The sequence below is a fragment of the Shinella sumterensis genome (assembly GCF_004514425.2).
Lineage (GTDB): Bacteria > Pseudomonadota > Alphaproteobacteria > Rhizobiales > Rhizobiaceae > Shinella > Shinella sumterensis.
On record NZ_MYFN02000005.1, the window covers coordinates 248,498 to 259,640 of the forward strand.

General features: G+C 67.2%; 8 protein-coding genes. 3 read left to right on the top strand and 5 right to left on the bottom strand.

From position 1 onward, the window contains the following. Window positions 1–24: 24 nt before the first annotated feature. Window positions 25–2,031, top strand: coding sequence for a hydantoinase/oxoprolinase N-terminal domain-containing protein (locus tag B5M41_RS12540; RefSeq protein WP_134652707.1), 2,007 nt, complete (start codon window positions 25–27; stop codon window positions 2,029–2,031). 124 nt (window positions 2,032–2,155) lie between these two features. Beyond that, complete coding sequence (locus B5M41_RS12545; protein ID WP_134652705.1) at window positions 2,156–4,321, top strand: malate synthase G; 2,166 nt, start codon at window positions 2,156–2,158, stop codon at window positions 4,319–4,321. 98 nt (window positions 4,322–4,419) lie between these two features. On the opposite strand, the gene B5M41_RS12550 is transcribed toward B5M41_RS12545, so the two are convergent. Next, window positions 4,420–5,082 carry a L,D-transpeptidase gene (locus tag B5M41_RS12550; protein ID WP_134652702.1) on the bottom strand — a complete coding sequence of 221 codons (663 nt, stop codon included), beginning with the start codon at window positions 5,080–5,082 and terminating at the stop codon, window positions 4,420–4,422. Between the two features lie 386 nt (window positions 5,083–5,468). Between B5M41_RS12550 and B5M41_RS12555 the strand changes: the two genes are divergently transcribed. Then, window positions 5,469–5,999 carry an MmcB family DNA repair protein gene (locus tag B5M41_RS12555; protein WP_134652700.1) on the top strand — a complete coding sequence of 177 codons (531 nt, stop codon included), beginning with the start codon at window positions 5,469–5,471 and terminating at the stop codon, window positions 5,997–5,999. Between the two features lie 159 nt (window positions 6,000–6,158). Here B5M41_RS12555 and B5M41_RS12560 read toward each other — a convergent pair whose 3' ends face one another. The 4 genes from B5M41_RS12560 to B5M41_RS12575 all read right to left on the bottom strand — a co-directional run. Further along, the gene (locus B5M41_RS12560; RefSeq protein ID WP_134652698.1) at window positions 6,159–6,728 is read right to left on the bottom strand and encodes an ActR/PrrA/RegA family redox response regulator transcription factor; all 570 of its coding nucleotides are present in this window, start codon (window positions 6,726–6,728) and stop codon (window positions 6,159–6,161) included. A 77-nt stretch (window positions 6,729–6,805) separates the two neighbouring features. Beyond that, on the bottom strand, window positions 6,806–8,107 hold the full coding sequence (locus tag B5M41_RS12565; RefSeq protein WP_134652696.1) for an ActS/PrrB/RegB family redox-sensitive histidine kinase: 1,302 nt from the start codon (window positions 8,105–8,107) through the stop codon (window positions 6,806–6,808). A 20-nt stretch (window positions 8,108–8,127) separates the two neighbouring features. Beyond that, window positions 8,128–10,596, bottom strand: a complete 2,469-nt coding sequence (gene hrpB, locus B5M41_RS12570) for an ATP-dependent helicase HrpB (RefSeq protein ID WP_134652693.1) — start codon at window positions 10,594–10,596, stop codon at window positions 8,128–8,130. A 325-nt stretch (window positions 10,597–10,921) separates the two neighbouring features. Further along, window positions 10,922–11,143, bottom strand: a 222-nt coding sequence (locus B5M41_RS12575) for a hypothetical protein (RefSeq protein ID WP_230640068.1), incomplete at its 5' end; no start/stop codon positions are given.

The following is an 11,143-nucleotide window of genomic DNA, read 5'->3' on the forward strand; positions in this document are numbered from 1 at the left end:
GGCATGCGGTTTGGAAGTATTCTCGTGGCAGACCATTTGTTACTCGGCATCGATACCGGCGGCACCTATACGGACGCCGCCCTCTACAGTGAAACCCTCGGCGTGGTGGCGCGCGCCAAGGCGCTGACCACCCGCCACGATCTTTCGGTCGGCATTTCCGGCGCGGTGGATGCGGTGCTCGGTAAGGCGAGGGTGCCGGTTTCCGCCATCGGCCTCGTCTCGCTTTCCACCACGCTCGCCACCAATGCGCTGGTGGAAGGCCAGGGCGGCCGGGCGGGTCTCGTGATGATCGGCTTCGGCCCCGACGACCTCAAGCGCGACGGTCTTGCCGAGGCGCTCGGCACCGACCCCGTGCTCTTCCTGCCCGGCGGCCACAATGTGCACGGCAACGAGACGCGGCTCGACATGCGCGCGCTGGACGAGGCGCTGCCGGCCCTGTCGCAGACCGTGTCCTCCTTTGCCGTCGCCGGCTATTTCGCCGTGCGCAACCCCGCGCACGAACAGCGCGTGCGCGAACGCATCCGCGCCATCTCGCACCTGCCGGTGACCTGCAGCCACGAGCTGTCCTCCAAGCTCGGTGGGCCGCGCCGGGCGCTGACGACGCTGCTCAATGCCCGCCTCGTCTCGATGATCGACCGGCTGATCGGCGCCTGCGAGGATTTTCTCCAGCGTCGCGGCATCCAGGTGCCGATGATGGTGGTGCGCGGCGACGGCGCGCTGATCTCGGCGGCCGAAGCGCGGCTGCGCCCCATCGAGACCATCCTGTCCGGCCCGGCGGCCAGCCTGGTCGGCGCGCGCCACCTGACGGGCCTCGACGATGCCGTGGTGTCGGATATCGGCGGCACGACGACCGACGTGGCGGTGCTCGACAAGGGCCGCCCGAAGCTCGACGCGGAGGGAGCCGTCGTCGGCGGCTACCGGACCATGGTGGAGGCTGTCGCCATGCGCACCTTCGGCCTCGGCGGTGATTCGGAGGTGCGCATCGACGACCGCGGGCTTGCGGCGCGCATCGATCTCGGACCGCGGCGCTTCCTGCCGCTCAGCCTTGCCTCGACGCTGCATCCCGACAGCATCCTGCCGGTGCTGGAGCGCCAGCTGCGCACCGCCCATGTCGGCCGGCACGACGGGCGTTTTGCCGTGCGCACGGGCGTTCCCGAGCGACTGGCAAGCGGCCTCCAGCCGCAGGAACAGGCGCTCTACGAAAAGATCGGCGCCGCGCCGGTTCCGCTCGAGGGGTTGCTGATGACGACGCCGCAGAAGGCGACGCTCGACCGGCTTGTGGCGCGCGGCCTCGTGCATATCTGCGGGGTCACGCCCTCGGACGCCATGCATGTGCTGGGCGGGCAGGGACAGTGGGATGCCGAGGCCGCGCGTCTCGGTCTCGCCCTTGCCGCCCGCGTGAAAGACGGCACCGGCCGGCCGATCGCCGACAGCCCGGACGCGCTCGCGCGGCGCATCGTCGACCGGCTGACCCGGCAATCGTCCGATGTCATCCTCTCCGCCTGCCTTGCCGATGACGGCGTGGGCGCGATTGATCCGGCCGGTTCCGTCGCCGTCGACCGGGCGCTGCACCGGCGCGCCGGCATCGTGCGGTTCCAGATCGCGCTCGACCGGCCGCTCGTCGGTCTAGGGGCGTCCGCGCCGGTCTACTATCCCGATATCGCCTCCATGCTCGGTGCCGAATCGGTCATTCCCGCCGATGCCGGGGTGGCCAATGCCGTCGGCGCGGTCGTCGGCCAGGTGCGCAACAGCGTGACCGTCTTCGTGACGCAGCCGGAAGAGGGCGTGTTCGTCGTCGCCGGGGCGGGGGAAAGCGTGCGTCACGTGGACGCAGCCGCGGCCTTCTCGCTGGCCCGCGAACGCGCGATGACGGGTGCCCTGCATGCCGCCCGCGCCAATGGCGCCGACGAGCCGGCCGTGACCTTCGCCGAGGAGATCGACGCGCCCGAGGTGGAGGGCAGCCGCAAGCTGATCGAGGCGCGCTTTACCGCGACCGCGAGCGGCCGGCCGCGCATCGCCCGGGAGGCTTAGACGGGATTGTTTCCGTTACGGAATAAATAATTCACGTTATTGCCGAATTGACTATGAATGAAAGCCGCGGAAAGTGGCAGCATTCGGGATACTCCCCCTTCGTCCCGTTCTTCGGAGTCTTTTCATGACCTATACGGAAAAAGCCGGTCTTTCGATCGACAGCGATCTATACGATTTTCTCGTCAAGGAGGCCCTTCCCGGCACGGGCGTCGACGCCGAGGCCTATTTTGCCGCCTTCTCCGCCATCGTGCACGAGCTTGCGCCTGAGAACCGCGCGCTGCTCGCTAAGCGCGACGTGCTGCAGGAGAAGATCGACGCCTGGTATCGCGAAAACGGTGCGCCTTCGGACATGGCGGCCTATGAGGCCTTCCTGCGCGAGATCGGCTATCTGCTGCCCGAGGGCGACGCCTTCACGGTGACGACGGAGAACGTCGACCCTGAAATCGCCAGCCTCGCCGGCCCGCAGCTCGTCGTGCCCGTCATGAACGCGCGCTATGCGCTGAACGCCGCCAATGCGCGCTGGGGCTCGCTCTATGACGCGCTCTACGGCACGGATGCGATCCCGGAGACCGACGGCGCGGAAAAGGGCAAGGGCTACAATCCCGTGCGCGGCGCCAGGGTCATCGCCTGGGTTCGCGCGTTCCTGGACGATAGCGTCCCCCTCGACGGCGCCTTCTGGCGCGATGTCGCCGGCCTTGCGGTCGAAGGCGGAAAGCTTGTCGTCGCCTTGACGAGCGGCGTGCGGACGGGCCTTGCCGACGGCGGGAAGTTCGCCGGCTATCTTGGTGAAGCGGCGGCCCCGAGCCAGGTCCTGCTTCGCAACAACGGCCTCTATATCGAAATCCTGATCGATGCGGCGACGCCGACCGGCAAGGACGATCCCGCGCATATTTCCGATGTCTGGGTCGAATCCGCGCTCACGACCATCATGGACTGCGAGGATTCGGTCGCCGCCGTCGATGCCGAGGACAAGGTCGTCGTCTATCGCAACTGGCTGGGCCTGATGAAGGGCGACCTCTCGGAGGAGGTTTCGAAGGGCGGCAAGAGCTTCATCCGCCGCCTCAACCCCGATCTCGACTACACCGCGCCCGACGGCTCGACCTTCGAAGTGAAGTGCCGCTCGCTGATGCTGGTGCGCAATGTCGGCCACCTCATGACCAATCCGGCGATCCGCGACCGCGACGGCAACGAGGTGCCGGAAGGCATCATGGACGCGATGGTCACCGGCCTGATCGCACTGCACGACGTCGGCGAAAATGGCCGGCGCAAGAATTCGCAGGCCGGCTCGATGTATGTCGTCAAGCCCAAGATGCACGGGCCGGAAGAGGTGGCCTTCGCCTCGAAGCTCTTCGGCCGCGTCGAGGCTGCCATCGGCATGGCGCCCAACACGATGAAGATGGGCATCATGGACGAGGAGCGCCGCACCACGGTCAACCTCAAGGAGGCGATCCGCGCGGCGAAGGAGCGCGTCGTCTTCATCAATACCGGCTTCCTCGACCGCACCGGCGACGAGATCCACACCTCGATGGAAGCGGGGCCGATGATCCGCAAGGGCGACATGAAGCAGGCCGCCTGGATTTCCGCCTACGAGAACTGGAACGTCGATATCGGCCTGGAATGCGGCCTGTCCGGCCATGCGCAGATCGGCAAGGGCATGTGGGCCATGCCGGACCTGATGGCGGCGATGCTGGAGCAGAAGATCGCCCATCCCAAGGCCGGCGCCAACACCGCCTGGGTGCCGTCGCCGACGGCCGCGACGCTGCATGCCACGCACTACCACAAGGTCAATGTCGCGGACGTGCAGGCGTCGCTGCGCGCACGCCTGCGCGCCAAACTGTCGGATATCCTGTCGGTGCCGGTCGCGGTCCGGCCGAACTGGACGCCGGAGGAGATCCAGCGTGAACTCGACAACAACGCCCAGGGCATCCTCGGCTATGTCGTGCGCTGGATCGACCAGGGCGTCGGCTGCTCCAAGGTGCCCGACATCAACAATGTCGGCCTGATGGAAGACCGCGCCACGCTGCGCATTTCCGCCCAGCACATGGCCAACTGGCTGCACCACGGCGTCGTCACCGAAGCGCAGGTCGTCGAGACGATGAAGCGCATGGCGGCCGTGGTCGACGGGCAGAATGCCGGCGACCCGCTCTATCGCCCGATGGCCGGCGATTTCAAGGGCTCCATCGCCTTCCAGGCCGCCCTGGACCTGGTGCTCAAGGGCCGCGAGCAGCCGAACGGCTACACCGAGCCCGTCCTGCATCGCCGCCGCCTGGAGCTGAAGGCGAAGGGGTAAATTGCGCGTAACGCGGGGAGGGGCACCGCATCGACCCGAAACGAAAGAAGCCGCCGGAGCGATCCGGCGGCTTCTTGTCGGATGGGGGTTTCGTCCGGTTACTGCTGGACGACGACGCGGGCCGAGCGGCCGGGGCGGACGCGCTTGTAGAGGTCGATGATGTCCTGGTTCATCAGGCGGATGCAGCCCGACGAGGCGGCCGTGCCGATGGAGGCCCATTCCGGCGTGCCGTGCAGGCGGAACAGCGTGTCCTGGCCCTTTTCATTGAAGAGGTAGAGCGCGCGTGCGCCGAGCGGGTTCTTCAGGCCCGGGCCCATGCCTTCCTTGACGTAGCGGGCGACGTCAGGCTTGCGGGCGGCCATTTCCTGCGGCGGATGCCAGGTCGGCCATTCCTGCTTCCAGGCGATATAGGCCTCGCCCTGCCAGGCAAAACCCTGCTTGCCGACGCCGATGCCGTAACGCACGGCCTTGCCGCCGGGCAGGACATAATAGAGGAAGCGGTTCGGCGTGTTGACCACGATGGTGCCGGGCTTCTCGCTCGTCGCGTAATCGACGATCTGGCGATGGAACTTCTCGTTCACCCTGCTGATCGGGATGGCCGGCAGCGCGTAACCGTTGTCCTCAACAGCGCCATATTCCGAGGTAAAGATGGCATTGGTCGCCACCCTTTCGCCCGGCGTTGAGGTGGAGGACGACGAACAACCGGCGAGTGTGACGGCCGCTGCCAGGCCGCACAGAAGGAGGGCATTGCGGAAGCGCATGTGAGTCTCTTGGATCAGGGATTAAGAAGTTCCGGTACGCGGAGCTTTCATTGATTATGGTTTATTTTCGATTAAACCGGTCAATGCAAGTCTGCGCGCCCTTGCCTGAGCTCTGGCCAAAGCAAAAAGCCGCGGGATTGTTTTTTTGCAACAACAATGCCCGGCCGCCAGCCGCTTCCACCATGCCCGGTTTCTTGCCAAGCATGCCCCCGCGCGCCGTTCAACGGTTTTCTCTCCGCCGGCCCCTGCGCGAACAGGAACCGCGCGGCGCGGTTAATGAACTGTTGCGCGTACCGGTCCCGACCCGCGCGCCTTAACTTTTCCGGCCGTTTCGAGCCATCCCGCGCGCTTCGCGCTAGAATGGCGAATCGCCGAGGTTGACCCACATGACGATCGTTTCCCTGCACAATGACAACCCGCTGCTCGACGGCCGCCAGTCCGACCGTGCCATGATGGTACGCCGCGGGGTGCAGCGCATGCTGATGGACATGCGCCATGCCGTGCTGCCGGAACTGACGCTGGCGAGCGGCCGGCGCGCCGACCTCATCAGTCTCTCCGACAAGGGCGAGATCTGGATCGTCGAGATCAAGACCTCGATCGAGGATTTCCGGGTGGATCGCAAATGGCCGGACTACCGGCGCCATTGCGACCGGCTGTTCTTCGCCACGCACAAGGACGTGCCGCTCGATATCTTTCCCGAGGACTGCGGGCTCATCCTGTCGGACGGCTACGGCGCGCATATGCTGCGCGAGGCGCCCGAACACAGGCTGGCCGCGCCGACGCGCAAGGCCGTGACCTTCGCCTTTGCCCGCGTGGCCGCGGGCCGGCTGCTGCTGGCGGAATTTTCCATGGATACCAGGCGCGACGGGCCGGATATCTCCGCCATCGTTTCGGGACGGCGGGACACGCCGGCTTAGGGAGCATTGCGGTAAAAAACCCCCTCATCCGGCCCTTCGGGCCACCTTCTCCCCGGGGGGAGAAGGGAGGGAGGAGATGCGCCCTCTGATGTCCTCCTTCTCCCCGACGGGGAGAAGGTGCCGGCAGGCGGATGAGGGGGGTCCGCAATCCTGCGATGATTACTTCGGCGCGCGCTTCGCCAGGATGCGCTGCAAGGTGCGGCGGTGCATGTTGAGGCGGCGGGCGGTTTCCGAGACGTTGCGGTCGCACATTTCGTAGACGCGCTGGATATGCTCCCAGCGCACGCGATCCGCCGACATCGGGTTTTCCGGCAGCTCCACCTTCTCGCCCGGCCGCTGGGTCAGCGCCGCGAAGATATCGTCGGCATCCGCCGGCTTGGCGAGATAGTCGACGGCGCCGAGCTTCACCGCGTTCACCGCCGTCGCGATATTGCCGTAGCCGGTCAGCATGATGATGCGCGTGTCGTCGCGGCGCTGGCGGATGGCGGCGATCACGTCGAGACCGCTGCCGTCGCCCAGCCTGAGGTCCACCACCGCATATTTCGGCGGCGTGGTCTTGGCCTTGGCGATGCCCTCCGCGACGGATTCGGCCGTATCGACGGCGAAGCCGCGCGTCTCCATGGCGCGCGCCAGGCGGCGCAGGAACGGCGCGTCGTCATCGACGAGGAGAAGCGAGGGATCGGGGCCGATATCGTCGGTTTGCGTCTGCGGTTCGGTGCTTTCTGCCATTTTACGTCTTCCGTCGCGGATTTTCGTCCATTCTTGACCGGGATCAGCTTATCACCCTTAAGATGCGGCGGGTAAAGTCATTTCGCACCCTTTGCCTCCATGCGCGCCCGCGGCCAATCGACCGATACCCGCGCGCCGGGCTGGTCGCCGGTGCGGTTGCCGAAGGCCAATCTGGCGCCCGACCGCTCCAGAAGCGTCTTGGCGATGAACAGCCCGAGCCCGAGCCCGCCGGCGCGCTCGTCCTTCTGGCGCTTGGTGACATAGGGATCGCCGATGCGCTGGAGAATGTCCGTCGCATAGCCTTCGCCGTCGTCCTCGATGACGATCGTCACCCGCTCCGGCGTGTGGCTCACGGTGACCGTCACCTCCGCCCGGGCATGGTCGACGGCGTTTTCGAGAAGGTTGCCCAGGCCGTAGAGAATGCCGGGATTGCGGGTGCCGACCGGCTCGCTCGCGCGGTCGCCGTTCTCGACGAGCTTGAGCGCGATGCCGAATTCGCGGTGCGGCGCCATGACCTCCTCCATCAGCGAGGAGAGCGGCAGCACGCGCATATGGGCCTCGTCCTCGGTGGAGAGGGTCGTGAGCCGACGCAGGATGTCGCGGCAGCGTTCGCTCTGGCTGCGCAAAAGCTGCACGTCCTCCCGGAAGCGCTCGTCGCTGCCGAGTTCGCGCTCCATCTCGCGGGCGACGACGCTGATCGTGGCAAGCGGCGTGCCGAGTTCATGGGCGGCGGCGGCCGCCAGCCCGTCGAGCTGCGACAGGTGCTTTTCCCGCTGCAGGATGAGTTCGGTGGCGGCAAGCGCGTCCGACAGCTCGGTCGCCTCCTGCGACACGCGGTAGGAATAGAAGGCGGCGAAGGCCGTCGTGCAGACGATCGCGAACCAGAAGCCGGCCGTCAGGATCGGCGGAACCACGAGCAGCGTGCCGGCAAACCACGGCAGCGGAAAGGGCGTAAAGGCCAGCGCCGTGATGCCCGCGACAGCAAGCAGGCCGAGCACCACGCTGAAGCGCACCGGCTGGAGCGACGACGAGATGATGACGGGAACGCAGACCAGCGGCGCGAAGGGATTGGCAAGGCCGCCCGTGATGAAGAGCAGCGCCATCAGCTGGCAGAGGTCGAAGGCGAGCAGCAGCAGCGCCGATGGCGGCGTCAGGCGATGGGCGGGCGCAAAGCGCACGGTGAGGAAGAAGTTCACCGCGGCGAGCAGCGCGATGAGAATGGCGGCCGGCACCAGCGGCAGGGGAAATTCCAGCCACAGGCTGACCGCGATGACGGTGATCGACTGGCCCGCCACCGCAAGCCAGCGCAGGCGGATGAGCGTTTCGAGACGCAGCCGACGGCCGGAGCCTTCGAAATCGATGTCCTGGTAGCCTGCCATCGTAGGGTCCTTCTTCATCATCATGTGCCGCGCGGCTTGGCGCGCGTCGTCGGCATGGCCGCGGCCGGGTCTTCCGGCCAGGGGTGTTTCGGATAGCGGCCGCGCATATCGGCGCGCACGTCCCGCCAGGAGCCCGCCCAGAAGCCGGGCAGGTCGCGCGTCGTCTGGATCGGCCGGTGGGCCGGCGATGTCAGCTCCAAGAGCAACGGCAGCCGCCCGCCGGCGACGGCCGGATGCTGCTTCAGCCCGAACAGTTCCTGCACGCGGATCGCCAGCACCGGTTCCTCGCCATCATAGCGGATCGGATGGCGCTGTCCCGTCGGCGCCTCGAAATGGGTGGGGGCGAGGCGGGCGATATCGCGCTGCATCTCATAGGGCACCAGCGCCATCAGCCCCTCGTGCAGGCTCGCCGCCGTGACGTCGTCAAGGCCGCGCGTGTTCTCCTGGAAGGGCACGAACCAGTCGTCGAGCCGTGCAAGAAGTGCGGCTTCGCCCGTGTCCGGCCAGGGCTCGCCGATCGAGCGGTGGAGGAAGCCGATCCGGTCGCGCAGCTGCGCCGCCTCGCGGGAAAACGGCAGGACCTGGAGCCCGAGCTGGCGCACGCCATCGGCAAGCGCCTGCGCCGCCTTCGGCCCGCTCGGGCGCGGCAGCGGCGTTTCCTCCAGGATCATCGCGCCGAGCCGCACCACCCGGCGCGCCCGCACCTGCCGGCTGGCGCGGTCGAAGACGCACTGGTCCTCGCGCACGATCTTGTCGGCAAGCTCGGCCTCGACCGTGGCGCGGTCGATCTCGGCGGCGGCGAGAATGCGCTGGCGGCCGGCCTGTCCGGTGAGATCGGCCACGACGATCATGTCGGCGCCGGCCAGGCGCTCGGTCTCCGGCAGCTCGCCGCCGCGGCCGTTGGCCATCACGAACCGGCCGCGCCCGCCGCGCTGCAGGGCGATGCGATCGGGAAAGGCATGCAGGAGCAGGGCGCCGGGCGCGCGGGAACCGGCGGCCTTCGCCGTGCCGAAACCCTCCGCCATGCGCTGCGCCAGCCGGCGGGCGGCCTCCGCCCGTTCGCCGCGCTCGCTGGAAAAGCGCCGCAGCCGCTCCTCGATATCGACGGCCGTGCCGCCCAGCCCCTGTTCGGTGAGCAGCACAGCCAGCCGCGCGGCGGCGAGCTGTTCGCCGTCCTCAGCCGCATGCAGGATCATCGCCGCGAGCCGCGGCGGCAGGGCGAGGTCGCGGATGCGTTTGCCGGACGGCGTGAGCGCGCCGGCGGCGTCCAGCGCACCGAGCAGGCGCAGCAGGTTGCGCGCCTCCTCCAGGGCGGCGGCCGGCGGCTGGTCGACCAGAAGCAGCGCCGAAGGATCGGTCACGCCCCAATGGGCAAGGTCGAGCAGGAAGCCCGAGAGGTCGCTGGAGAGAATCTGCGGCGGCGTGAAGGCGGGCAGCGCCGCCGTCTGGCCGGCATGCCACAGCCGGATCGCCACGCCCGGCTCCGTTCGCCCGGCACGGCCGGCGCGCTGGTCGGCCGAGGCGCGCGACACGCGCACCGTCTCCAGCCGGGTGATGCCGGTCGCCGCCTCGAAGACCGGCAGGCGCTGCAATCCGCTGTCGATGACGATGCGCACGCCGTCGATGGTGATGGAGGTCTCGGCAATCGAGGTCGCCAGCACGATCTTGCGCGTGCCCGCGGGCGCGGGACGGATCGCGGCGTCCTGTTCCTTCTGGCCGAGAGTGCCGTAGAGCGGCACGACCGTCGTTTCCGGCCCGAACCGGCCGGCCAGCCGCTCGGCCGTTCGGGTGATTTCGGCCTGTCCCGGCAGGAAGGCGAGAATGGAGCCGCTTTCCGCGCGGTGCGCCTCTGTTATGGCGCGCGCCATCGTGTCCTCGATGCGCTCGCCGGCGGGCCGGTCCTGGTGGCGGATCTCGACGGGGAAGCTCCGCCCCGCGCTGACGATCGACGGCGGATGATCGAGCAGGGTCGTCACCCGCTCGACATCGAGCGTCGCCGACATGACGACGATCCTGAGATCGTCGCGCAACGCCGCCTGCACGTCGAGCGCCAGCGCCAGCCCGATATCCGCATCGAGCGAGCGTTCGTGGAACTCGTCGAACAGCACGGCGGAAATGCCTGACAGTTCCGGGTCATCGAGGATCATTCGGGCGAAGACGCCCTCCGTCACCACCTCGATGCGGGTCTTCTGGGAAACCCTGACATCGAGCCGCATGCGGTAGCCGACGGTCTCGCCGACCTTTTCCCCGAGCAGGGACGCCATCCGCCCGGCCGCGGCGCGCGCCGCCAGCCGGCGCGGTTCGAGCAGGATGATCCGGCCGTCGCCCCGCCAGGCCGCATCGAGAAGAAAGAGCGGCACCAGCGTCGTCTTGCCCGCACCCGGCGGCGCCGAAAGGATGGCGCGCGTGCCTGACGAGAGCGCCGCACCGAGTGCGGGCAGCGCCTCCGTGACGGGCAGTTTCGGCAGAGTGTCTGAGAGGAATGCCATGATCGCGCCTGCGCATGCCTGAAGGATACGCCCAATATAGAAGCCAATCCTTCGCGTCCGTGTTCGCCGTCTGCATAGCCCGACATGCATGATCTGTAAAAGAGGCCGGGATCGCGAGGCCGGTCGGCACGTTTTGCGATGGCGGCGAGAATTTTTACCACCTGGACAAGATTTTTACACGGAAATCAGGCTTCCCAGCGCCGTCCGCGAGCGGGCCAAGCCCTCTTCATCCGAATTATGTGTTTAAAACCAGATACTTACATCTTTTCTGCATTTTTATGAAATCGGCTGTTGACGGTTCCGAATGATGGTCCTATAACGCCGCTCATCGAACGAGAGCGGCGGCGCTTCTGGCGGCCGACGAACTCGCTCTAGGGTTTCCTTGAGAAGCTGGTGAGAATTGAGCCGAACGAGGTTCGGGGATTTCGCTGCTTTGTGTGAGACTGGGACGGTTTTGACCGTCGGCTTTTTGACAATTGAAGAGAGAAGAAAGAGAAACGTGGTCGGCGATGTCGCGGATCGGTTTTTGAACCGGTCCTGGAAAGAG

What these genes read in the sequence shown, in the direction of transcription:
- B5M41_RS12545 (WP_134652705.1), top strand. Translation starts at nt 2,156, where the DNA reads ATGACCTATACGGAAAAAGCCGGTCTTTCGATCGACAGCGATCTATAC.
- B5M41_RS12550 (WP_134652702.1), bottom strand. Translation starts at nt 5,082, where the DNA reads ATGCGCTTCCGCAATGCCCTCCTTCTGTGCGGCCTGGCAGCGGCCGTC.
- B5M41_RS12555 (WP_134652700.1), top strand. Translation starts at nt 5,469, where the DNA reads ATGACGATCGTTTCCCTGCACAATGACAACCCGCTGCTCGACGGCCGC.
- B5M41_RS12560 (WP_134652698.1), bottom strand. Translation starts at nt 6,728, where the DNA reads ATGGCAGAAAGCACCGAACCGCAGACGCAAACCGACGATATCGGCCCC.
- B5M41_RS12565 (WP_134652696.1), bottom strand. Translation starts at nt 8,107, where the DNA reads ATGGCAGGCTACCAGGACATCGATTTCGAAGGCTCCGGCCGTCGGCTG.
- hrpB (WP_134652693.1), bottom strand. Translation starts at nt 10,596, where the DNA reads ATGGCATTCCTCTCAGACACTCTGCCGAAACTGCCCGTCACGGAGGCG.